At 59.6% G+C, this 23912-nt stretch carries 22 protein-coding genes; 3 read left to right on the forward strand and 19 right to left on the reverse strand.

Annotation, left to right across the window (positions count from 1 at the left end; all coding sequences use genetic code 11):
* Positions 1-3: 3 nt before the first annotated feature.
* The 9 genes from mltG to BK665_RS15640 all read right to left on the reverse strand — a co-directional run bounded on the left by mltG (position 4) and on the right by BK665_RS15640 (position 7413).
* On the reverse strand, positions 4-1251 hold the full coding sequence (gene mltG / locus BK665_RS15600; protein ID WP_123406955.1) for an endolytic transglycosylase MltG: 1248 nt from the start codon (positions 1249-1251) through the stop codon (positions 4-6).
* A 3-nt stretch (positions 1252-1254) separates the two neighbouring features.
* A complete protein-coding gene (pabC, locus tag BK665_RS15605) occupies positions 1255-2070 on the reverse strand; it encodes an aminodeoxychorismate lyase (protein ID WP_123406957.1) in 816 nt (271 codons plus the stop codon).
* Complete coding sequence (gene fabF, locus BK665_RS15610) at positions 2070-3314, reverse strand: beta-ketoacyl-ACP synthase II (RefSeq protein WP_010461853.1); 1245 nt, start codon at positions 3312-3314, stop codon at positions 2070-2072. Before fabF ends, pabC begins: the two co-directional genes overlap by 1 nt.
* Before the next feature lie 108 nt (positions 3315-3422).
* The gene (acpP, locus tag BK665_RS15615) at positions 3423-3659 is read right to left on the reverse strand and encodes an acyl carrier protein (RefSeq protein WP_003442511.1); all 237 of its coding nucleotides are present in this window, start codon (positions 3657-3659) and stop codon (positions 3423-3425) included.
* A 191-nt stretch (positions 3660-3850) separates the two neighbouring features.
* Positions 3851-4594 carry a 3-oxoacyl-ACP reductase FabG gene (gene fabG / locus BK665_RS15620; protein WP_123406959.1) on the reverse strand — a complete coding sequence of 248 codons (744 nt, stop codon included), beginning with the start codon at positions 4592-4594 and terminating at the stop codon, positions 3851-3853.
* Between the two features lie 16 nt (positions 4595-4610).
* Positions 4611-5549: an ACP S-malonyltransferase gene (gene fabD, locus BK665_RS15625; protein ID WP_123406961.1), complete on the reverse strand. Its 939-nt coding sequence runs from the start codon at positions 5547-5549 to the stop codon at positions 4611-4613.
* 125 nt (positions 5550-5674) lie between these two features.
* Positions 5675-6685, reverse strand: a complete 1011-nt coding sequence (gene plsX / locus BK665_RS15630) for a phosphate acyltransferase PlsX (RefSeq protein WP_123406963.1) — start codon at positions 6683-6685, stop codon at positions 5675-5677.
* A 4-nt stretch (positions 6686-6689) separates the two neighbouring features.
* Entirely contained in the window at positions 6690-6872 is a 183-nt protein-coding gene (rpmF, locus tag BK665_RS15635) for a 50S ribosomal protein L32 (RefSeq protein WP_008152339.1), read from the reverse strand.
* A 13-nt stretch (positions 6873-6885) separates the two neighbouring features.
* Positions 6886-7413 (reverse strand): YceD family protein, encoded by a 528-nt coding sequence (locus tag BK665_RS15640; RefSeq protein ID WP_004371317.1) that lies wholly within the window; start codon positions 7411-7413, stop codon positions 6886-6888.
* Between the two features lie 105 nt (positions 7414-7518).
* Here BK665_RS15640 and BK665_RS15645 point away from each other — a divergent pair, with 105 nt between their 5' ends.
* Positions 7519-8097 carry a Maf family protein gene (locus BK665_RS15645; RefSeq protein WP_123406965.1) on the forward strand — a complete coding sequence of 193 codons (579 nt, stop codon included), beginning with the start codon at positions 7519-7521 and terminating at the stop codon, positions 8095-8097.
* A 48-nt stretch (positions 8098-8145) separates the two neighbouring features.
* Here the strand turns inward: BK665_RS15645 and sppA are convergent, their stop codons facing one another.
* From sppA to rluC, 3 genes are read right to left on the reverse strand one after another with little or no spacing between them, the layout of a single operon-like run.
* Positions 8146-9135, reverse strand: coding sequence for a signal peptide peptidase SppA (gene sppA / locus BK665_RS15650; protein WP_123406967.1), 990 nt, complete (start codon positions 9133-9135; stop codon positions 8146-8148).
* Between the two features lie 24 nt (positions 9136-9159).
* On the reverse strand, positions 9160-9822 hold the full coding sequence (locus BK665_RS15655; RefSeq protein ID WP_123406968.1) for an HAD-IA family hydrolase: 663 nt from the start codon (positions 9820-9822) through the stop codon (positions 9160-9162).
* Entirely contained in the window at positions 9809-10771 is a 963-nt protein-coding gene (rluC, locus tag BK665_RS15660; protein ID WP_123406970.1) for a 23S rRNA pseudouridine(955/2504/2580) synthase RluC, read from the reverse strand. The genes BK665_RS15655 and rluC overlap by 14 nt, the downstream gene beginning before the upstream one ends.
* Positions 10772-11470: 699 nt before the next feature.
* On the opposite strand from rluC, the gene rne reads away from it, so the two are divergent.
* Entirely contained in the window at positions 11471-14743 is a 3273-nt protein-coding gene (gene rne / locus BK665_RS15670; protein WP_123406972.1) for a ribonuclease E, read from the forward strand.
* Positions 14744-14997: 254 nt separating this feature from the next.
* Positions 14998-15897, forward strand: coding sequence for a LysR family transcriptional regulator (locus BK665_RS15675; RefSeq protein ID WP_123406975.1), 900 nt, complete (start codon positions 14998-15000; stop codon positions 15895-15897).
* 14 nt (positions 15898-15911) lie between these two features.
* Here BK665_RS15675 and BK665_RS15680 read toward each other — a convergent pair whose 3' ends face one another.
* From BK665_RS15680 to BK665_RS15710, 7 genes are all read right to left on the reverse strand, one after another.
* The gene (locus BK665_RS15680; protein WP_123406977.1) at positions 15912-16808 is read right to left on the reverse strand and encodes a hypothetical protein; all 897 of its coding nucleotides are present in this window, start codon (positions 16806-16808) and stop codon (positions 15912-15914) included.
* Positions 16808-17725 carry a DMT family transporter gene (locus tag BK665_RS15685; RefSeq protein ID WP_123406979.1) on the reverse strand — a complete coding sequence of 306 codons (918 nt, stop codon included), beginning with the start codon at positions 17723-17725 and terminating at the stop codon, positions 16808-16810. The genes BK665_RS15680 and BK665_RS15685 overlap by 1 nt, the downstream gene beginning before the upstream one ends.
* A gap of 11 nt (positions 17726-17736) precedes the next feature.
* Positions 17737-19098: an acyltransferase gene (locus BK665_RS15690; RefSeq protein WP_123406981.1), complete on the reverse strand. Its 1362-nt coding sequence runs from the start codon at positions 19096-19098 to the stop codon at positions 17737-17739.
* A 163-nt stretch (positions 19099-19261) separates the two neighbouring features.
* Complete coding sequence (locus BK665_RS15695) at positions 19262-19852, reverse strand: nucleotidyltransferase family protein (RefSeq protein WP_123406983.1); 591 nt, start codon at positions 19850-19852, stop codon at positions 19262-19264.
* On the reverse strand, positions 19849-20832 hold the full coding sequence (locus tag BK665_RS15700) for an XdhC family protein (protein ID WP_123406985.1): 984 nt from the start codon (positions 20830-20832) through the stop codon (positions 19849-19851). Before BK665_RS15700 ends, BK665_RS15695 begins: the two co-directional genes overlap by 4 nt.
* Complete coding sequence (locus tag BK665_RS15705; protein WP_123406987.1) at positions 20832-23156, reverse strand: xanthine dehydrogenase family protein molybdopterin-binding subunit; 2325 nt, start codon at positions 23154-23156, stop codon at positions 20832-20834. Before BK665_RS15705 ends, BK665_RS15700 begins: the two co-directional genes overlap by 1 nt.
* Positions 23153-23623, reverse strand: coding sequence for a (2Fe-2S)-binding protein (locus BK665_RS15710; protein ID WP_092279244.1), 471 nt, complete (start codon positions 23621-23623; stop codon positions 23153-23155). The genes BK665_RS15705 and BK665_RS15710 overlap by 4 nt, the downstream gene beginning before the upstream one ends.
* Positions 23624-23912 lie beyond the last annotated feature (289 nt).

Consider the following 23912-nt stretch of genomic DNA (forward strand, 5'->3'; position numbering starts at 1 on the left):
GAGTCATTGCGGGCTTTGCGACGCCGGCGCATCCGGCGCGGGTGCCGGAGCAGGCGCGGACTCCTGGGCCGGCATCGGTGGTACGGATTCTGGCGCGGGCGCTGATGCGGGTGCAGGCGCCGGCTCTTGGGGCGGCACCTGCGGCACTGCTTCCGGCGCGGTATCCGGGGACGCTGCGGGAATCGGCGCCTCGGCCTCCGGCGTCACCGCCCCGTTGGCCGGTGCCGGGCTGGAGCGGTAATCGGCACGGCGCTTGAGCTGGAACTCGCGCACCGCCGAGTTGTGGGCATCCAGGTCATCGGAGAAAACATGGCTGCCATCGCCACGCGCCACGAAATACAAACTGTTGCCGGCCACTGGGTTCAGCGCCGCATGGATCGCTTCGCGGCCGACCATGGCAATCGGGGTCGGCGGCAGGCCGGTGATCATGTAAGTGTTGTACGGCGTCGCTTCCTTGAGATGGGCGCGGGTCAGCTTGCCGGTGTAGCGATCACCCAAACCGTAAATCACCGTCGGATCGGTCTGCAGCATCATGCCGATCGCCATCCGCCGCACGAATACGCCAGCTATCTGCCCGCGCTCCTGGGGCACGCCGGTTTCCTTCTCCACCAACGAGGCCATGATCAGCGCCTGATAGGGCTCGGTGTACGGTGCGTCAGCGGCGCGTTTGTCCCATTCCTTGGCGAGTACTTCGTCGAGGCGCTCATAGGCTTTTTTCAGCAACTCGACGTCGGTAATGCCACGCACAAAGCTGTAAGTGTCCGGGAAGAAGCGACCTTCAGGGAAAATCCCGCTATGGCCGATCTTGTCCATGACTTGCGTGTCGCTCAGGCCGTTCAGTGTTTGCTTGAGCTTGTCGTCCTTGGCCAGCGCCGCGCGGACTTGGCGGAAATTCCAGCCTTCGACCAGGGTCACGCTGTACTGCACCACTTCGCCGCGCTTCCACAAGTCGATCAGACCGTTGACGTTCATGCCCGGCAGCATGCGGTATTCACCGCTGTGGATCGGGGTGCCGGCCAGGTTGAAACGCCAATAGACGCGCAACCAGAAGGCGTCCTTGATGACGCCATCGGCTTCGAGTCGATAGAAAGTGCGGGTCGGTGTCGTGCCCTTGGGCACTTCCAGCAGTTCTTCCTGGGTAATGTTCAGCGGCTGTTCCAGCGCCGAATGGATTTTCCAGGCCGAAGCGGCCATTAGCAGCCCCGCCAGAACCAGTCCGGTTTCCAGCAGCAGCAAGAATTTACGTCTCACGTATCAAGCATCCAGTAGCGCACGGGCAATGGTTTGGAGTTTACGGGTGAGCGGGCCAACCGACCAGCTCAGTGCTGCGTAGGCGCGCACCGGCCAAACGCCATACACGCTGTTGCAGACAAAGACTTCATCAGCCCATTGCAGCTGATCGAGGCTGATGTCGATGATTTGCGTGGGAATGCCCAATGACTCAGCCTGAAACAATAATTCGGCGCGCATCACCCCGGCCACGCCACAGCGCTTGAGATCGGCGGTGATCAGCACACCATTGCGCACCAGGAACAGATTGCTGAAGACACCTTCGATGACCCGACCGACCCGATCAAGCATCAAGCCTTCGGCGTGCTCGGTGTCTTGCCACTCGGAACGGGCAATCACTTGCTCCAGGCGATTCAAATGCTTGAGCCCGGCGAGCAATGGCTGGTTGGACAGGCGTGTGGCGCAGGGAAACAAGCGAACGCCCTGCTCGGCATGCACGGCGGGATAAGCGGCGAGCGGATTACCTTGCAGAATGCGTCGGGCCTGGGCCGAAGGGTCGGGAGCGTAACCGCGCAAGCTGTCGCCGCGGGTGACGATGAGCTTGAGCACGCCCTCGCCCATTGCAGCGGCATAGGCCAGCAGCTCGCTGCGGATCAACCCATGATCGGCAGTGATCGCCAGGCGTGAACACCCCTGTGCCAGGCGCGACAGATGCCGCTCCAGCAACAACGGTTGCCCACCGCGCACGGCAATGGTCTCGAACAGACCATCACCGTAAGCCAGGCCGCGATCCTTCAGCGACAAAGCGTCAGCCGGCTGACCGTCGACCCAGCTGTCCATCAGTCAGCGAACCGGCGGAACACCAGCGAGCCGTTGGTGCCACCAAACCCGAAGGAGTTGGACAGCACCACATCGATATCCATGTTGCGCGCGGTGTGCGGCACGAAGTCGAGGTCGCAGCCTTCGTCCGGCTCATCGAGGTTGATGGTCGGCGGCGCCACCTGGCTGTTGATCGCCAGCACACTGAAGATCGCCTCGACCGCGCCCGCCGCACCCAACAGGTGACCGGTCATGGACTTGGTCGAACTGACCGCCAGCTTGTAGGCGTGATCGCCGAACACCGACTTGATCGCACAGGCTTCGGCGAGGTCACCGGCCGAAGTGGAAGTGCCGTGGGCGTTGATGTACTGGACCTGGTCGCCATTGATCTTGGCGTCGCGCAGGGCATTGGTGATGCAACGTGCAGCACCGGCGCCGTCGGCGGGAGGCGACGTCATGTGGTAGGCATCGCCACTGGTGCCGAAGCCGATCAGCTCGGCGTAGATGGTCGCGCCACGGGCCTTGGCGTGCTCCAGCTCTTCGAGCACCAATGCACCGGCGCCATCGGACAGGACGAAGCCATCACGGCCCTTGTCCCATGGACGGCTGGCACGGGTCGGCTCGTCGTTGCGGGTCGACAGTGCGCGGGAGGCACCGAAGCCGCCCATGCCCAGACCGCAGGCCGCCATTTCAGCGCCGCCGGCAATCATCACGTCGGCTTCGTCGTACATGATGTTGCGCGCCGCCATGCCGATGCAGTGCGTACCGGTGGTGCATGCAGTGGCGATGGCGTAGTTAGGTCCCTGTGCACCCAGGTGGATGGACAGGAAACCGGAAATCATATTGATGATCGAGCCGGGCACGAAGAATGGTGAAATTCGACGAGGGCCAGAATCATGCAGGGTGCGGCTGGTTTCTTCGATATTGGTCAGTCCGCCAATACCCGAACCCATGGCCACGCCGATGCGCTCACGGTTGGCGTCGGTGACTTCCAGACCCGCGTTACGCACAGCCTGAAAACCTGCGGCCAGACCGTATTGAATGAACAGGTCGAGCTTGCGAGCTTCCTTGACCGACAGGTACTCCTCGACATTGAAGCCCTTTACCGAGCCGCCAAAACGGGTGGAATAGGCAGAAAGGTCGGTGTGTTCGATCAGACCAATGCCACTGCGGCCAGCCAGAATGCCCTGCCAACTGCTCGGCACATCCGTGCCCAGTGGCGACAACATACCCATACCGGTGACTACGACGCGTCTACGCGACACAGCACTCTCCTTTTTCAAATGACGACTTTGCATCAGGCCTAAAGAAAAAACCGCACGCCGTGATGGCAGTGCGGTTTTTCCATGACAGCTAGCAACGATTACAAGCTATTAAGCCTGGTGGTTAGTAACGTAATCGATTGCAGCTTGTACAGTAGTGATCTTCTCAGCTTCTTCGTCAGGGATTTCGGTCTCGAATTCCTCTTCCAGAGCCATCACCAGCTCAACGGTGTCAAGGGAGTCGGCACCCAGGTCTTCAACGAAGGAAGCAGTGTTGACCACTTCTTCTTCTTTAACGCCCAGTTGCTCAGCAACGATTTTCTTGACGCGCTCTTCGATGGTGCTCATACCTTGTTTTCACTCCTAATGGACAAATTCAGGCAGCTGGCCAGTGGGTAAGTGTATAGAAAGACTTTTCAGTTTTTCAACTGAAAGCTTCACTCCTCAAACCCTGCGGCCCTCTGCCTATAAATAGATTGCAGCTTTATAACGGATTTTAGACAGCTCGTATGACATTTTTTTGAAGCAACCCGTCACATTTAACTCATGTACATCCCGCCGTTCACCGGGATTGTAGCCCCAGTAACGTAAGCCGCACCGTCGGACGCAAGAAAAGCGACCACAGACGCGATCTCTTGAGCTTGCCCCAAACGGCCCAGCGGAATCTGTGTCACCAAGGATTCACGCTGCGCTTCAGGCAGTTCGCGCGTCATATCGGTGTCGATGAACCCTGGGGCCACCGAGTTTACCGTAATCGAACGCGAACCGACTTCACGCGCCAGTGCGCGGCTGAAACCTTCCAGACCGGCCTTGGCGGCAGCGTAGTTTACTTGGCCTGCGTTGCCCATGGCACCCACAACCGAACCAATACTGATAATTCGTCCCCAACGGGCCTTGGTCATGCCGCGCAAAACACCCTTGGACAGGCGGAACAGACTGTTCAAGTTGGTATCGATGACGTCGTTCCATTCGTCGTCTTTCATGCGCATCATCAGATTATCGCGGGTGATGCCAGCATTGTTGACAAGGATTACCGGGACACCGAATTGCGCAGTGATGTTCGCCAGCACTGCCGCAACGGACTCGTCACTGGTGACATTAAGTTCCAGGCCAGTGCCTTCGATAGCGTTTTCTTTCAGGGTTGCAGCGATGCGCTCGGCGCCCGAAGCGGTGGTCGCGGTGCCGATGACGATGGCGCCCTGACGACCCAATTCCAGGGCGATAGCCTGGCCGATACCGCGGCTCGCACCGGTGACCAATGCAACTTTACCTTGCAGACTCATGCAAGCTTCTCCTGATTCAGGCCAACGCTGCGCGAGCGGCAGCGAAAGCGTCTGGGGTATTAAGGTTGGATGTCGACACGCCTTCGGCGCAGCGTTTATTCAGGCCGGCAAGCACCTTGCCTGGGCCGCACTCGACCAGTTGGGTCGCGCCCTTGGCAGCCAGCGCCTGGACCGATTCGACCCAGCGCACAGGCTTGTAGAGCTGTTCAAGCAGATCACGCTTGAGGGTGTCCAGATCCGCCGGCACAGCAGCGCTGACGTTCTGTACCACCGGGATCTGTGGCGCCTGCCAGTCAATGGCAGCGATGGACTCGGCAAAACGCTCGGCCGCCGGACGCATCAGTTCGCAGTGGGACGGCACGCTGACCGGCAACGGCATGGCGCGCTTGGCACCACGGGCCTTGCAGCCTTCGATGGCCCGCTCGACCGCCGCCTTGGCACCAGCGATTACGACCTGGCCAGGGGAGTTGAAGTTAACGGCACTGACCACTTCGCCTTGGGCCGCTTCGGCACAGGCTGCCAGCACATCGGCATCTTCCAGACCGAGGATAGCGGCCATGCCGCCCTGCCCGGCCGGAACGGCTTCTTGCATCAGTTGACCACGACGCTCGACCAGTTTCACCGCGTCGCCCAGACTCAGGCTGCCCGCGGCCACCAGGGCGCTGTATTCGCCCAGGCTGTGACCGGCAACGTAAGCCGGACGCGCGCCGCCTTGCGCCAGCCACAGGCGCCACAGGGCGATCGAGGCGGTCAGAATGGCCGGCTGGGTTTTATCGGTTTGATTGAGTTGCTCTTCCGGCCCTTGCTGGGTCAGTGCCCACAGGTCGTAACCCAGAGCATCGGAAGCTTCTTTGAATGTTTCGAGGACCACTGGATGTTGCGCGCCCAACTCGGCCAGCATGCCGAGGGACTGCGAACCCTGTCCTGGAAAGACGAATGCGAGGGAAGCAGACATGTAACAAGCCCCTAATGATCTTGTCGTCGGAGAATTGACGTCCCGTTATAGGGACACAAGAAACTGACAGTTGGATGGCCAATTGAACTGAGCGGTCACATTTAAGCATTGTCCGACGAAAACGCCTAAGGCAACAAATCCTCCAGACGACCGTGCAACCGTTGCGGAAGGTTTTCCTGGATCTCGATCAGCGCACGCTGGATAGCGCTTTGGAAGCCCTGCACACCAGCGGAGCCGTGGCTTTTCACGACAATGCCCTGCAAGCCAAGGAAACTCGCGCCATTGTGGCGCGCCGGGGCCAGATCGGCCTGCAAGCGCTTCATCAGCGGCAGCGCCAGGGCACCGACCATGCGCGAGGCGAGGTTTTTCTTGAACAAGGCTTCGATACGCCCGGCAATCATGGTCGCTAGGCCTTCGCTGGACTTGAGCAGGATATTGCCGACAAAACCATCGCACACCACCACATCCGCCTCGCCCCGGTACAAGCCATCACCTTCGACAAAACCGATGTAGTTGATGCCTCGGGCGCTCTGCAACAAGGTCGCGGCGAGCTTGACCTGCTGATTGCCCTTGATGTCTTCAGTGCCAATGTTCAGCAGCGCCACTCGCGGGCGAACTACGCCGAGGGTTTCCGCCGCCACCGAGCCCATGATCGCGAACTGCAACAAATGCTCGGCACTGCAATCGACATTGGCACCGAGGTCGAGCAACTGGCAATAGCCCTTCTGGGTCGGAATGGCCGCCACCATCGCAGGCCGATCGATGCCGGGCAAGGTTTTGAGCACAAACCGCGACAAAGCCATCAGCGCCCCGGTATTGCCGGCACTGACACAGGCCTGGACCTTGCCATCACGCAACAGCTCAAGGGCCACGCGCATCGACGAATCAGGCTTGCCGCGCAAGGCCTGGGCAGGCTTTTCGTCCATGGTGATGACTTCGGACGCCGGCGTAATCGACAGGCGCGCGCGATCCACAGCCGATTGGCCACAGAGCAGTTCTTCTAAAAGGGTAGGTTGACCGACGAGGGTCAGGTGCAGCGAGGGTGTAGCAGACAGGCAAGCAAGGCTGGCCTGAACAATGCTGCGGGGACCGAAGTCCCCGCCCATTGCGTCAATCGCGATGACTTGAGCAGACAAGTGATTACTCGTCAGCGCCCTTGTCGATCACTTTACGGCCACGGTATACGCCTTCTGGCGATACGTGGTGACGCAGGTGAATTTCACCGGTGGTTTTTTCTACAGACAGAGTGCTCGCCGTCAGGGCGTCGTGCGAACGACGCATGTCACGGGCAGAGCGGGATTTTTTGTTCTGCTGAACAGCCATAATTGATTAACTCCTAAACGTTTGGGTCACGCTTTAACTGCGCCAATACACTGAACGGGTTGGACCGCGTTACCTCGTCCTCGCTCGGTTCGGGCTCATCGAGACCCGCCGGCTGCTGGCATTCTTCCGGATGATGAGCAGGCACAATGGGCAAGGCGAGCAAAAGCTCCTCCTCGATCAGTGACTGCAGATCCAATGGATCTTCGCCCAGTTCCAGCACGTCATAACCTTTCGGCAACGACTGGGTATTCGCACCCTCCTTCACCACAGCATAACTGCATTCGCTATGGATCGGCAGGGTGACCAGCTCAAGACATCGCTGGCAAACCATTTTGACTTCGGTGTCGATAAAACTGTGGATTACCACAGACTTACGTTCATCTCGTTCAAAAACGAATTTAGCCTGCACCGTACCGACAGTGTCGGAAAGCGGGTCGCAGAGTCTCTCCAAATCGGCCAGCAGCAGTTCACCTTGAAGGGTGGTGCCACGATCAGCCAATTTGCGCGGGTCAACGTGAGGTGGAATCGGGTCATTCAACATAGGCGCAGCATTATAGGGATGCACCCGGCCATGTCAAAGGAAATTCAGCCCTGTCCGTCACTTGGAAGCCTCGCTAGAATTCGCCCCTGCCTTTTGGAGATGCCCATGCTGCCTTTATTACTCGCTTCAAGCTCGGTTTATCGCCGGGAATTGCTGGGCCGCCTGCAACTTGAATTTACCTGCAGCTCGCCGGATATCGACGAAAGCCATCGTCTCGACGAGTCCGCAATTAATCTGGTCAAGCGCCTCGCCGAAGAGAAAGCCAGGGCACTGGCCGCCAGCCACCCCGCCCACCTGATCATCGGCTCCGATCAGGTCGCGGTGCTCGGCGAGCGGATTATCGGCAAACCCCACACCTTCGAAAAGGCCCGGGAACAGCTTCTGGCCTCCAGCGGCGCCAGCGTGACGTTCCTGACCGGCCTGGCCCTGCTCAACAGCCAGACCGGCCACTGCCAGGTCGACTGCGTGCCGTTCACCGTACACATGCGCACACTCGATCAGGCGCGCATCGAACGCTACCTGCACGCAGAACAGCCCTACGACTGCGCCGGCAGCTTCAAGGCCGAAGGTTTGGGGGTGAGCCTGTTTCAAAGCACCGAAGGCCCTGACGCCACCAGCCTGATCGGCCTGCCGCTGATTCGCCTGATCGACATGCTATTGGCTGAAGGCGTGCAAATCCCCTGAACACAAAAAACCGGCCACGAAGGCCGGTTTCTTTATGCGCTCAATGGATCAGCGCAACGATGGACCGTGAAAACCCATCCACATCGCAATCTGCTCAGCCACGCTGGCGCCGAGCTTCTTCGAGAAGCGATCAAGCGGCGATTCCTGGACAGTGAAATCGACGATTTCTTTCTCGCCAACCACATCACGCGCCACCGAACTGGTATTGCCCAGGCCATCGATCAAGCCCAGTGGCAGTGCCTGCTCACCCGACCAGACCAGACCGGAGAACAGCTCCGGATGCTCCTTATCCTTGAGGCGATCGCCACGCCCCTTCTTCACACTCGCGATGAACTGCTGGTGAGTGGTGTCGAGAACGCCCTGCCAGAACTGGGTTTCTTCAGGCTTTTGCGGCTGGAACGGGTCCAGGAACGATTTGTGCTCGCCAGAGGTATAGGTGCGGCGCTCAACACCCAGCTTCTCCATGGTGCCGACGAAACCGTAACCGGCGGCGGTCACACCGATGGAACCCACCAGGCTCGCCTTGTCGGCGTAAATCTGATCCGCCGCGCTGGCAATGTAATAAGCACCCGAGGCGCCCAGGTCCGAGATCACGGCATACACCTTGATATTCGGATGCAAGGCACGCAAGCGACCAATCTCGTCATAGACATAACCCGACTGCACCGGACTGCCACCAGGACTGTTGATCCGCAAGATGATGCCCTTGACCTTCTCATCTTCGAAGGCGGCACGCAGGCTGGTGACAATGTTGTCGGCACTTGCGGTTTCTTTGTCAGCTATTACGCCCGTGACATCGATCACTGCCGTGTAATTCGAACCGCGGGTAGCGCTTTTTTCCATGCTGATCAGCGGCGACAGCAACAGCATCGCAACAAACAGATACGTAAAAGCCAGGAATTTGAAGAAGATCCCCCAGCGACGGGAGCGGCGCTGTTCCTGCACGCCGGCCAGCAAGGTCTTTTCCAACAGCTTCCAGCTCTTCTCGTCACCACCTTCAGCGCTCGACTTATCGGGTGCTTTCCATTCGTCGGTCATTCCATCTACCCCAGCAAAAATGTATTAGGTGCGCTGATTCAACCACGCGTGCAATTCAGAAAAATGATCAATGGCCAGTCGCGGCTCAAAAAGTTTCAGCGCCTCGATGGACTGAGCGCCGTAACTGACCGCAACCGAATCCATTCCGGCGTTGCGTGCCATCTGCAAGTCGAAGGACGAATCCCCGACCATCAACGCCTGCTGCGGCGCAACGCCGCAATGCGCCAGAATCTCTTCCAGCATCAACGGATGCGGCTTGCTGGCGGTCTCATCGGCGGCACGGGTGATATCGAAATAGTCTTCCCAACCATGGGCCTTGAGCACCCGATCCAGCCCGCGCCGCGCCTTGCCGGTGGCGACCGCCAAGTGATAACCGGCATCGCGAAACGCCGCCATCGACTCGACAACACCCTCGAACAACGGCGAAGGCACTGCTTCCGCAGCGATGTAGTGATCCGCGTAGTGCTGACGGAACGCTATCAGCTCGTCGTCGCCAATCTGCGGATACAACGTGCGAATCGCCTCGGGCAAGCCCAAGCCGATAATGCCTTTGACGGCAAAGTCATCCCGCAATTGAAAACCGGAGCGCTCGGACGCGACATGCATCGCCTCGACAATCCGACCAATGGAATCGGCCAAGGTGCCGTCCCAATCGAAAATCAGCAGTTTGTAATCAGAGGGGTGCACTCAGGCGCTCCACGGTCTTGGCCCACATCTCATCCACCGGCGCCTGCAACTTCAACTCGCCGCCATCAGGCAACGGCACGGTCAGCAGGTAGGCGTGGAGGAACAGGCGTTTGCCGCCCAGGTCACGAATCTCTTTACTGAAATCGTCATCGCCGTACTTGGTGTCACCGGCAATGCAATGCCCGGCGTGCAGGGTGTGGACGCGGATCTGGTGAGTCCGCCCGGTAATCGGCTTGGCTTCGATCAGGGTGGCAAAATCGCCGAAACGGCGCAGGACCTTGAACACGGTCACAGACTCTTTGCCCTCCTCCTCGTCGACCTCAACCATGCGTTCGCCTGAACGCAAGTTGCTCTTGCCCAGCGATGCACGGACTTGCTTGATCGAGGCCGCCCAGTTGCCGCGGACCAGCGCCATATAGCGCTTGTCGACGCCATCGCCGCGCAATGCCGTGTGCAAGTGGCGCAGCATGCTGCGCTTCTTGGCGATCATCAGCAGGCCGGAGGTGTCACGGTCGAGGCGGTGAACCAGTTCGAGCTCTTTGCAATCGGGACGCAACTGACGAAAGGCTTCGATCACGCCGTAGGTCAAGCCGCTGCCGCCGTGAACCGCAATGCCGCAAGGCTTGTTGATCACGATCAGCGCCTTGTCCTCGAAGATAATCGAGGCTTCGAGGCGCTGGAGCAGGCCTTGTGCCAGCGGCACCGGTTCGTCGCGCTCGGGCACGCGAACCGGCGGCACGCGCACGATATCGCCCGCCTGCAGCTTGTATTCGGGCTTGATCCGGCCTTTGTTCACTCGCACTTCGCCTTTGCGCAAAATGCGGTAAATCAAGGTCTTGGGCACGCCTTTGAGCCGAGCGAGAAGGAAGTTATCAATACGTTGGCCGGCATATTCCGGCGAGACCTCCAGCAGTTGTACGGCTGGGGTCGAGGGGGCGGTAGTCGTCATGGCGCGGATGATAACAATTTTTTATGGAATTGAAGCACTTAATCATTGCTGCTATAGTCGCGAACGCCGCCAAAAACGGCCTGGACAGCGGACTAACGGTCAAAAACCGGCCCTGACCAACGCAATTCACCAGGACGCGAGGCCGTCCTACGGGGCTTTCGCTACGTAACGGTGGAGTTTGCAGGTGTAACGAGCGCAGGTGACATGAGGCCTGAATCAAGCGGCAAAGCAGAGTTTTAACTCGCCTTGCAAGCCATATTCACGGCCAGTTCACAAAGTGCAGTCAGCTGCGAATGACCCCGAGCGAACGCTTCGGAAACAACGCCTAAATTAGCCATGATGCGTGACCTCCCCTTTCGGAGCTCACGGTAAATGCCAACCCGCTGCGGATTCTGCGCGCGGCAGCACCCGAATTATCAGGGATACGTGTAGGGTGGAGATGCACAACCGCTGGACTGTGTAGCAATAGGCTTTATCAAGACGCTTCATCTCGTCCACAGCCGCTGGTTGATTCCTCCTCCTGACTGAGTGCTTAAGTAGCCACAGCAAGCAGGACGCGTACGTCGCGACGCCGGCCCACATTGGCCGCCATCGCTAGACACTGGAGTGTCCAACCACTCCTGACGCACCTGACACCGACCGTGAGAAGTCGTGTGTGCCGAACGCCGTTTCCGGCAGCCCGGAAACCGACGGTACTACATGAAAAGAATGCTGATTAACGCAACTCAACCCGAAGAGTTGCGTGTTGCACTGGTAGATGGCCAACGCCTCTACGACCTGGACATCGAATCCGGTGCACGCGAGCAGAAGAAGGCCAACATCTATAAAGGCCGGATTACTCGCATCGAACCAAGCCTTGAGGCTGCCTTTGTCGATTTCGGCTCCGAGCGCCACGGCTTCCTGCCCCTCAAAGAAATCTCCCGCGAATACTTCAAGAAAGCCCCCGAAGGCCGCGTCAACATCAAGGACGTCCTGACCGAAGGCCAGGAAGTCATCGTTCAGGTCGAAAAAGAAGAACGTGGCAACAAGGGCGCAGCCCTGACCACCTTCATCAGCCTGGCCGGTCGTTACCTCGTTCTGATGCCGAACAACCCGCGTGCCGGCGGTATTTCCCGTCGCATCGAAGGTGAAGAGCGCAACGAACTGCGTGAAGCCCTGAATGGCCTGGTTGCCCCGGCTGACATGGGTCTGATCGTGCGCACTGCCGGCCTGGGCCGCAGCAGCGAAGAAATGCAGTGGGACCTCGACTACCTGCTGCAACTGTGGACCGCTATCAAAGAAGCCTCGCTGGATCGCTCCGCGCCATTCCTGATCTACCAGGAAAGCAACGTGATCATCCGCGCCATCCGCGATTACCTGCGCCAGGACATCGGCGAAGTGCTGATCGACAGCGTTGAAGCCCAGGACGAAGCCCTGACCTTCATCCGCCAGGTGATGCCGCAGTACGCCAGCAAGATCAAGCTGTACGAAGACAGCGTTCCGCTGTTCAACCGTTTCCAGATCGAAAGCCAGATCGAGACCGCTTTCCAGCGCGTCGTCGAACTGCCTTCCGGCGGCTCCATCGTGATCGATCCGACCGAAGCCCTGGTGTCCATCGACATCAACTCGGCCCGCGCCACCAAAGGCAGCGACATCGAAGAAACCGCCCTGCAGACCAACCTTGAAGCCGCCGAAGAAATCGCCCGTCAGTTGCGCTTGCGCGACATCGGCGGCCTGATCGTCATCGACTTCATCGACATGACCCCTGCCAAGAACCAGCGCGCCGTGGAAGAGAAAGTCCGCGAATGCCTGGAAGCCGACCGCGCTCGCGTGCAAGTCGGTCGCATCTCGCGCTTCGGCCTGCTGGAAATGTCCCGTCAGCGCCTGCGTCCGTCCCTGGGCGAGAGCAGCGGCATCGTCTGCCCGCGTTGCAACGGCACCGGCATCATCCGTGACGTTGAATCGCTGTCCCTGGCAATCCTGCGCCTGATCGAAGAAGAAGCCCTGAAAGACCGCACCGCCGAAGTTCGCGCCCAAGTGCCGATCCCGGTGGCCGCGTTCCTGCTCAACGAAAAACGCAACTCGATCACCAAGATCGAACTGCGCACCCGTGCCCGCATCGTCATTCTGCCGAACGATCACCTCGAAACGCCGCACTTCGAAGTTCAGCGTCTGCGCGATGACAGCCCGGAAGCCCACATTAACCAGTCCAGCTACGAAATCGCTGCTGCCGCTGCCGAAGTGGAAGAAGTCCAGCCTGCCGCCGCGACCCGCACCCTGGTTCGCCAGGAAGCCGCGGTCAAGACTGCCCCGGCCCGCGCCAACGCTCCGGTGCCGACCGAAGTCGTCGCTGCCGCACCTGTTGCCGCACCAGCCGCCGCGCCAGAGCCAAGCCTGTTCAAAGGCCTGGTGAAGTCGCTGGTCAGCCTGTTCGCAACCAAGGAAGAGCCAGCCGCTCCAGTCGTGGTTGAAAAACCGGCGACCTCCGAGCGTCCGGCCCGTAACGAAGAGCGTCGCAACGGTCGTCAACAGAGCCGCAACCGTAACGGTCGCCGCGATGAAGAACGCAAGCCTCGTGAGGAACGTGCACCGCGTGAAGAGCGCGCACCACGTGAGCCACGCGAAGAGCGTCAACCACGCGAAGCCCGCGAAGAGACCACCACTCCGGTAGTCGCTCGCGAAGAACGCGCACCACGCGCCCCTCGTGAAGAACGTGCACCGCGCGCTCCACGTGAAGACCGCAAGCCACGTGGCGATCGCGAAGAGCGTCCGGTACGTGAACTGCGTGAACCACTGGACGCCGCGCCTGCTGCTGCTGCGCCAGCCGCTGCCGCTGCGGTAACCGCTGAAGAGCGTCCAGCTCGTCAGCCACGTGAAGAACGCGCCCCACGCCCACCGCGTGAAGAGCGTCAACCGCGTGCCGAGCAAGCCGCCGCTGCCTCCGAAGAAAAAGTGCTGACTGGCGAAGAGCAACTGCAGGAAGACGGTCAGGAAGGCGCCGAAGGCGATCGTCCACGCCGCCGCTCCCGTGGCCAGCGTCGTCGCAGCAACCGTCGCGAGCGTCAACGCGATGCCAACGGCAATGTGATCGAAGGTTCGGAAGAATCCGAGTCCGAAGGTAACGAAGGCGCCGAAGGCCGCGAAGCCCCAAGCGCTGCCGATCTGGCCGCCGGCCTGGCTGTAACCGCAGCCGTTGCCAGCACCGTGATCAGCGCTCCGGCTGAAGCCCAGGCCCACGAGCAAGCCGAACGCGCCACTGCTGCCGTGCAGGAAACTGCGCCAGTAGAAGCGCCGGTCGTTGAAGCGACTACTCCGGTAGAAGCCACCGCCGCTCCGGAAATTGAAGTGGCACCGGTTCGCGAAGCACAGCCTGAAGTTCAAGCTGCCGCCGAGCCTGCTTTCGTCGCCGAGCCAGTGGTTGTCGCTGAATCGGTTGTCGAGACGTCGACCGAAACCGTGACCGAAGCTGTCCGCGAAGTGCGTGAAGAGCAAACCGCGTTCAACTGGGTTGCGGAGCCGGTAGCTGCTGAGCCAGTCGTCGAAGCACCCGCGCCAGTCGTTGAAGCTCCGGTTGAAGCGCCAGTCGCTGAAGCGAAGGTTTCCGAGCCAGTGGTTGTGGCTGCCGAGCCTGCTCCAGTCGTTGAAGCCCCGGTTGTTGCCGAAGCGGCTGCACCGGTGGTCGAAGCTGCTCCAGTCAGCGCCCTGACCGAAAATGGCCGTGCGCCGAACGACCCGCGTGAAGTGCGTCGCCGCAAGCGTGAAGCCGAGCGTCTGCAGAAAGAAGCCGAACTGGCTGCCGCTGCTGCACCGGCTGTTGCCGAGCCAGCACCGGTTGTGGCTGAAGTGGTCGAGGCAGCACCTGCCCCGGTTGCTGAAGTGAATGCTGAACCGGTTGAATCCGTGATCAACGAAGCTCCACGCTCCGTTCAGGACGCGGTACAGCAACACGAGCAAGCCCTGGAAAAAGAGCACGAGCCTAAACCCCTCGTCTGATTCCATCGGCCATTAAAAAGCCCCGCCTGGTGATCCAGGCGGGGCTTTTTTTTGCCTGTTGAAACCGACACTCCGATGAAACCTGGCAGCACTTTGTTGCCCAAGCGCTCACGCACCGCGCTAAATCTCGCCGGAATATCTGTAAGAAAGTATTACGAAATAGCCGTGCAACGTGCAGAATAGAGCGGTTGGAGGGCTCAAGGCAGGCCCGGCCACGGTCCGAAATCTTTCGGCTCGTTATGGAGTAAGAGTGCATGACTATGGAAATTGCTGAGCTGGACGCTTTTAAAGCGATTGTTGACTATGGCAGCGTCACGCAAGCAGCGATCAGGTTGAACCGCGCTCAATCCAGTATTTCCTTTCGGATCAAGACACTTGAATCACGACTCGATACCAAGTTGTTCGAGCGCTCCGGTCGTGGCATCACGATGACAGCGCAAGGCAAGGAGCTCTATGCCTACGCCTCACAAATCCTCGAGTTGGTGGCTCGCGCCCAAGCCAGCCTGAGCCAGGCAAAAACCGAAACACGGGTTCGCCTGGGCGTCATCGAAAACCTCACCATTACTCGCCAGAACCTGCTGCAAAGCATCGTGGCCAATCCGGAAGGCCTGGCGGTGGACGTCAGCATTGGTAACACACAGTCACTACTCAAGGACCTTGAGGCCGGCAAACTCGACGCGGTAATTGTCGGCGCTGGCTTTGCGCCTGCGCATTATCGTCGGGTGACGCTTTTCAACGATCCTTTGGCGCTGATCTACAGTGCAACTCAACCCGCCATTGAGGACCTGAAAGCATTCAGCGGCCAAGTGTTCCTGGTCAACAGTCGGCGCAGCGCCTCGCAACGTAATCTCGACGAACTGTTTCTGATGGGCAACATCACCCCGGAAAAGATCATCGAGTGCGGCTCCTATCCGCTGTTGTTTTCAAATGTGATCAACGGCGTGGGCGTTGCCCTGGTGCCCTTGTCACTGGTCGATTCGTGCTGCCGCAGCGAGCAGGTGCAAACGTATTTCCTGAAGGGTTCCTATGCTTCGTTAACGACCGAATTCGTGTTTTTCGATCACCCTGGCAAACCTGCCCCCAGGGCGTTGGCGCAATGGGTACTGGACTTCGAAAAACCGGCCCGCTCACCGCTGATGGCAACAGCGGGGTAACGGGCCGGGTCCCGTCAGCAGTTACACGATTGTCGCACCACCTCATCCTCGAACAGGTTGGACAATTGCAGTCCATCCTCCTGGCTGCTCACCCGAATGACATCACCGTGCTGCAACTCGAAGGCATCCTTGTCGGTGCTTAATGAAGCGCCGAGCAACACATAGTGAACCGTCCCGGGCTCGCAAAGTTCTTCATGCTGGAACAGAAGGGCTTCAAGTTCGCGTTTGGTAAACATCAATTGATCCAGCCCCAAGAGCGACTGTTTGTCCCGCACGATTTCCCCGCGCCGGACAATCGAACTCCTCACCGCCGTATGGCGCGGTGGTTCCGCGATCACCAGTTCGTGGCACAACGCCGTGTTGCGCAGTTTGGAAAGCCCCGCCAGCCCGGGTTGGGTGTGACGCAACACCGGATCCGAGAAATCCACCGCCAGGGTGTAGCCGATATAACGCGGATTTCGGCAGTCGTCGATGAGGTATACACAGGCATACTCGATCTCGATTGCCGCGCCGCTGGCATGACACGGCGATTTGATCGCCCGGGAGGCACCAACCAGTCCTTTGCCATTACCTTTGTAGTACCAGTCCGGCGACGACCGCTCGGGCATGGGCAGACCATTGACCGAACGGTGCGTATAACCGAAACCGCTGACCATGCACACCGCATCCAGCGCGGGCCGCAGCGGCACATTGAAGGTCATTGATGCCAGCGCTTCAACCGGTACCGCTGTCAGGGACAGGCCGCTTTTGAAGTGTTCCCAGGATTGCTTGCTGCGCATGAACCGCACGGCCAACGCCTGAGAACTCTCGGCACCTTCAACCTGCCAGGCAGTAGCCGACGCTCCCACGCCCTGCACAAGGCCCACCCATCGCACACCGTGGCGGTCGACCGCATCGATGATTCTGTCCATCAAGCGGCCTCCGTGCGCAGCGCCACCGGTGCCCGGCGTTTAATCGAGCATAGGATCACCCCAAACACGATCAACACCAGACTGACCAAGTGATAGGCATGCAGTTGCACGTTCAGGAACACGATACTGAACAACCCGCCGGACAGAGGCACCAGGTGAGTGAAGATCTCGCCACGGGTGGCACCGATTTCGCCGATGCCTTTACTCCAGAACAAGTACGACAGCCAGGATGGGAAGATCACCAGATACGCCAGCCCCAACCACGGTGCCGCCCCCTGCCCCAGGTTGAATGTCAGGTCCGGGTGCAACGCCCAAACCCCGAGGCTGAACGGAATCAGGCACAGCGCTCCCACGACCGCGCAATAGGTCACAAACGCATTGCCGGCGATGGTTTTGGGCTTGGTGCGCAAGAAGGAGCAATAGACAGCCCAACTGGCGGCCGAGGCCATGGTCCAGAAATCGCCTTTGTTGAAGCCCTCCAGGAAGCTCAAATCGGACAGATGCCCCATGGTCACCAGCCAGAACACACCCACCGTGCTGATGACCACCCCAAGCATGTTCGAGCGGGAGATGAAATCACCGAAAACGAAACGATTGAGGGCCAGTACCAGACACGGCGTGGCCGACAGATAAATCGCCGCATTCAACGAACTGGTGTATTGCAAACCGATATACAACGTCAGCGGAAAGATAACTTGCCCACAAACCGCCAGCATCACCAGGGTTAACCATGACTTGCGCGCAGCCGGCAAACTGGCGATCACGGCTTTATAGTTGATCAGTAGCAGTAATGCACTGGTAATCAACCATCGAAGTTGTGACAGCAGTACAGGATCAACATCCACCACCATTAACTTTCCGACAACATAGTTACCGCCCCAGAACACAGCGGCGAGTGAAAGTAATAAGTACGGCATTGGTGCCTCCGTCAGAGCTTCTTCATTAACATGAAAGAGGCGCCGTCAAACTCGACTTCCCCTTGCAGATGGAACAGATCCTGATACACGGACAACTGCGCCTGTAACACATCAGTGACGGGCACCAACAATAGGGCCTGCGTCGCCAGCACCCGGGCCAGTTCGTTGACGTAGACTCGGCAAGGCTCGGCTTCGACGGGCGAACTGTTGGCGACAATCAGGGAATAGCCCAATCGGCGGCGATAATGAAAGTCGCCCGCCGAGGCGAATGGCAGCCTCGAAAAGTCCAGGTCGGCGCGCAGCCTGAGCTGTTTGTGACCGAAGTCCTGAGCCCACTGCAAATGGTGCGCAAAGGGCAGACGGGAAGACGAGATGACATCCAGACTGTGCCGGGCGAATGCTTGAAGCTGCGCGTTATCGCTCGGCGCGATCAGCAACACGGATTTCTTGCCCGGCGTGTCGAGATACTCCGCCAGTGGCGCCGGCAATGGCGGTGTCTCGCGCTTCGGCGTGTCACGGTAGATCATCAACCAGTCCGAATTGATCGCAGCCCAGTCGCTGACTTGCAGCGTCTGCTCGATCGACGGCTGATAGGTTTCCATGAGGTGAGCCTTGAACGGCAGGTATTGCAGGACCTTTCCCTGATCACCCACGATGGAATAGTCGCCGACCCAGGTATTGAGGAAAGAGCGGATCCCGACGATGCTGGCCTTGCCCAGGTAATCGGCGTTCCAGCCCACAATCGCTTCACGCCCGACCCACGCGTAATCACACAGTCGCACCGGCGGCAGGCGCGTCATCGCGACGGTCCGCGAGCCGATGGAGAGTCGGCCATAAGGGTCATGGTCCTGACGCAGCAATTGACTGCCTGGCGACAGCCAGACACCGTCGCCAATATCAACATCGCCACCAGCGTTGACCGCGGCGTTACGACCAAAACGCACATACTGGCCAATCTTGATCGAAGGCAGTTCGTCCGCCGAGTGATCGAGTTGATGATCGGCGTGGGGGTGGCTGAAATACGCGCCGTTTTCAAAATGAGTGGGTGAAATCAAGTGCTCCCCGACCTGCTCCTTGACGAGCAGCGGCGAACCACTGGTGTTGACCGAAAAGTGCTGCGCAGACAAACCAAAGTCATCGCCCAGTTCTTTCAAGCGCTCACCAAACGTGACGCCGAACTTGATCTCGTCGCGATGACAGCTGATGGTTTGCGATGCTTTTCTAAGTTGCCGAAGTGTTTTGACATACCGAGGAACAGGTTGAGAAACATCTGCAGAACTTAATGCCCGCTCCAATGCTCCCAACTCCTGAATATCACTGTCCAGTTCCAAAGGACTGACACTGACCGACGCATCCATATAGTGCTTTATCATGTAGGCTCTTTTTTTCTAATAAGTGCTGACCGGATATTCACCCCAACTGTGAACACCGCACGCCACATGATCGTATGTCGGATAAAACCCGCTGAATAACGAGTTTTATATCTGGCACCCATCGATAAATACGAATGGGCGAAAAGAAGAGTCGATTATTGCGTTATTGAAAAACCAGCGCCTCAGGCACATCCACATCCCACAACACACCGGGATCATCTACCACGACTTCAACCACCCTCGCCTGCGCAAACAACGGCTTGGCCCCGCGATCACCGGACAACCCCATCAGCCCCGGGCCAAAGCGCCGACCAAAACCCACTGGATGACCGAATTCGCCCTCGTGCACCGACACGCTGATGCAATCGTCTGCAATACCTGCGACCACTTGCTCAATACTCGACGGCAGGATAAACGGCATGTCCCCCAGCACAATCAGCCAACCACCGAGTTGCGCACAGGCCGCCACTCCGGCGGCGATGCTATCGCCCATGCCGGTGGACTCAATCAACACTATTTCGTAACCGTAAGCCTGAGCCATGCGAATCACCTGGGGGCGATCCTCGGTGGTGACCAGTACGCGCTTCTCAATCGATGCCGGCAGATTTACCAACACCTGCTCGATCACCGAGCGCACCGCACCATCTCGACCGTTGCAGTCCGCCAGCAACTTGTCCTTTTCAGTCCCGGCGACCTGGCGAAACCGACTGCCCTGCCCCGCCGCCAATACGATGATGCCGATGGGTTCGCTCATACGTCCTCCAGCAACGGCTTCTTCTGCTTGAGTTCGATGCCGTTCTTGATCGCCACGATTTCGGCCAACAGCGACAAGGCGATTTCCGCGGGGGTGTGGCTGCCGATGTGCAAGCCAATCGGGCCGTGCAGTCGTTCGATGGCCGTTTGAGACAAGCCTAGCTGAGCCAGGTTGTCCCGGCGTTTCAGGCTGTTGACTCGCGACCCCAGCGCACCGACGTAAAACGCCCGGGAATCCAGAGCGGTGAGCAGCGCCATGTCATCCAGCCGTGGATCGTGGGTCAGGGCAACAATGGCGGTGCGTTCGTCGGTCTGAATCGTCAGCACGGCGTCGTCGGGCATGCCCGGCACGAAACGACCGTGTTGCTCTTCCCAGCCGTAGACGAATTCGGTGCGTGGATCGCAAATCAGCACCTCGAAGTCGAGCAACCGCGCCATTTCCGCCACATAGCGCGACAGTTGCCCGGCGCCGATCAACAACAGACGCCAGCGCGGGCCGTAGATGGCGCGCAAGGTGCTGCCGTCAAAACTCAGCACATCGGTTTTATTGGCCGGTTGCAGAACCACCTCACCGGTTGCCAGATCCAGGGACCGAGCGACGATTTCATGAGCCTCGCAACGGCTCAGCAACTCAGCGACCCACGCCGGATCACCGACCCGCTCCTCGGTCAGGCGCAAGGTGCCACCGCAGGGCAAACCAAACCGCGCCGCCTCCTCACGGGTGACGCCGTAGGTGATCAATTGCACCGGTGGCCCATCGGCCGGAATTCGGCCGTCGTGCAGCCGCGCAATCAGATCGTCCTCGACACAACCGCCCGACACCGAGCCGATCACCACGCCGTCCTCACGCAAGGCCAGCATCGCCCCAGGGGCCCGGGGCGCGGTGCCCCAGGTCTGGACCACGCTGTACAACACCACGCGCTGACCGGCGCGCCGCCATTCGAGCACGCTGCGCAGGACGTTCAGATCGACGCTGTCCATCAGGCGTCTGCCTTCTGCCAGCCTTGCAGTTGGTAACGAACCGGCAGGCTGCGGATGCGTTTGCCGGTGGCGGCGAAGATTGCGTTGCACAGCGCCGGTGCAATCGGCGGCACGCCCGGCTCACCGACTCCGCCCAACGGCACTTCGCCCGGTGGCGTAACCAGATGCACCGCGACTTCCTTCGGCGCCAGGGACATGCGCGCCACTTCGTACATGTGGAAGTTGTCCTGCTGGACCTTGCCGTCCTTGAAGCTGATTTCGCCAAGTACCGCGTTGCCCAGGCCCATGACGCAGGCGCCTTCGAACTGCGAGCGAATGCGCTCAGGGTTGATCTGCGGGCCGCAATCCACGGCGATGTCAGCCTTGTGCACGATCAGAGTGCCGTCGTCTTTGACTTCGACCTCAATCACCGCCGCCACATAGGTGACGAAGCTGTAATGCACCGCCAATCCCAAACCTCGGCCCTTGGGCAGGGTGCGCCCCCAACCGGCAGCCTTGGCGGCGGTTTCCAGCACCGTGCGCATCCGCGCGGTATCGATCGGATAGCGCTCGGGGGATTCGCCGTAGTTCCACTCTTCACTCAAGGTGCGCGGATCGATCTGACGGTCCGGGCCGAGCAATTTGATCTGATATTTGAGCGGATCCTGCTTGGCCTTGTGGGCCAATTCATCAACGAACGTCTGAATCGCGAAGCCATGGGGAATGTTCGACACCGAGCGATACCAGCCGACCCGGGTGTGAACCGCCGCTTCCGGGTTTTCCAGGCGCACATTCGGAATCGCATAAGCCATGTTGGTGAAACCCATGCCCAACTCGAACGCCGCCTCGTGGTTCATGCCCGGCGCGAACAGTGCGGTGATGCTCGGCGCCACGGTGCGGTGCAACCAACCGGAGGGCATGCCGTCCTTATCGAGGCTGGCCTTCAGGTACTCGGCGGACACGGTGTGGAAGTACGAACAATGGATGTCGTCTTCGCGGGTCCACTGCACGCGCACTGCCTGGCCGGGGAATTCCTTGGCAAGGATGGCCGCTTCAACGACGAAATCCGGTTTGGACTTACGCCCAAAACCACCACCCAGCAACGTGACGTTGAAGGTGACGTTATCGAACGGCAGGCCAAGGCGTTCGCCGATCCGTTCGCGAGTGACTTGTGGCGCCTGACTCGGCGCCCAGGCTTCGCACACGCCATCCTTGAAACGGGCGATGGCGACCATCGGTTCCATCGGCGCTTGTGCCAGGTGCGGCAGATAGTAGGACGCTTCGAGGGTGCTGCTGCCTGCATTGGCCAAGGCCTTGTCGATATCGCCGGTATTGCGCACCACTTTGCCCGGTTTGAGCGACGCTGCCTCCAGTTCCTTGCGATAGGCGACCGAGTCGTAACTGGCGTTGGGGCCATCGTCCCACTCGATGCTCAGCGCTTCGCGGCCCTTGATCGCCGCCCACGTATTTTTCGCTACCACCGCCACGCCGCCCAGTGGCTGGAATTCGGACGGCAGCGGACGGCTTTCGATCTGCAAGACCTTGATCACGCCGGGGACTTTCATCGCCGCACTGGCATCGAAGGATTTGACCTTGCCGCCGTACACCGCCGGCCGCGCAATGGTGGCGTAGAGCATCCCATCGAAATGCACATCGGCGCCGTAGACCGCACGACCATTGACGATGTCGGCACCGTCGATGGCGCGTACTCCTTCCTTGCCGATGTAGCGAAATTCCGACGGCTGCTTGAGCCGCAGGCTGTCACGGGCCGGCGCCGCCAGCGCACTCGCCGCGGCGGCCAGTTCGCCATATCCAAGTTCGCGTTTAGTGGGTTGGTGGATGACCTTGTGCAGTTGCGCACGGCATTCGCCGACCGGGACTTTCCACTGTTCAGCGGCGGCCTGCTCCAGCATGGTCCGGGCGGCGGCACCGCAACGGCGCATCGGTTCGTACCAATGGCGCATGCTGCGCGAACCATCGGTGTCCTGGTTGCCGAAGCGCACTTCATCACCCGGCGCCTGTTGCACCTTGACCAGCGCCCAATCGGCGTCCAGTTCATCGGCCACCACCATACTCAGGCTGGTGCGCACGCCCTGGCCCATTTCCGAACGGTTGCAGACCACGGTGACCGTGCCATCGGCGGCGATGCTGACGTAGACCTTCGGATCATCGATCCAGCCGTTGGGCATGCCGTCGGCGCCGAATTTCTTCGGTTTGTCTTCGGCGAAATCGTCTTGCCAGCCCCAACTGGCGGCAAGCACCAAAGCGCTGGTGGCGCCGACGCCTTTGAGGAAGCCACGACGACTGAGGTTGCTCAGGGCGAAATCATTCGGGAGCTGGCTCATGCCTTGGCCTCCTTCAGATGAGTAGAGGCTTGGCGGATGGCGGTCTTGATGCGGTTGTAGGTGCCGCAACGGCAGATGTTGCCGACCATCGCCTCTTCTATTTGCTCGTCGCTCGGATTGGGGTTGGTCTTGAGCAACGCGGTGGCGGACATGATCTGCCCGCCCTGGCAGAAACCGCACTGGGCCACGGCGGTGTCGAGCCAGGCTTGCTGGACGACTTGCCCGACCGGGTCGGCGTGCAGGTTGTCGATGGTGCGCACATCCTGGCCAACCACCGAGCCAATCGGCGTGATGCAACTTCGCGCCGGCAAACCGTCGATATGAATGGTGCAGGCACCGCACAGGCCCATGCCGCAGCCGAATTTGGTGCCGTTGTAACCGGCCACGTCACGGATCGCCCAGAGCAGCGGCATATCCTCGGTTACATCAAGCTGATGGTCTTGGCCATTGAGTTTCAGGGTAATCATGGGCACGCCCGCATAGTGGTTCGGTTATGGGGTCGAGCAATCTGCCGCCAGGGAGGTTGGCGGTGGGTTCACGCAGATCGGCTCAGGCTAGTGGGGCTCTCTTACGCAAACGGCAACGTCTGCGTCGGGCCTTTGGTGGAGCAAATGCTTGCATCGTTAGGGGGCTAAGTTAACCCAGCATTAACAAAAAAGCCCTGCTGAGACAGGGCTTTTTTAGCTGCAAGTTTTAAGCTGCAAGCTTCAAGTAGAAGCAGAGCAGCGCACTCTATAAGGATTGTAGCTTGCGGCT

The sequence above is a fragment of the Pseudomonas frederiksbergensis genome, assembly GCF_003732665.1.
GTDB lineage: Bacteria > Pseudomonadota > Gammaproteobacteria > Pseudomonadales > Pseudomonadaceae > Aquipseudomonas > Aquipseudomonas frederiksbergensis_G.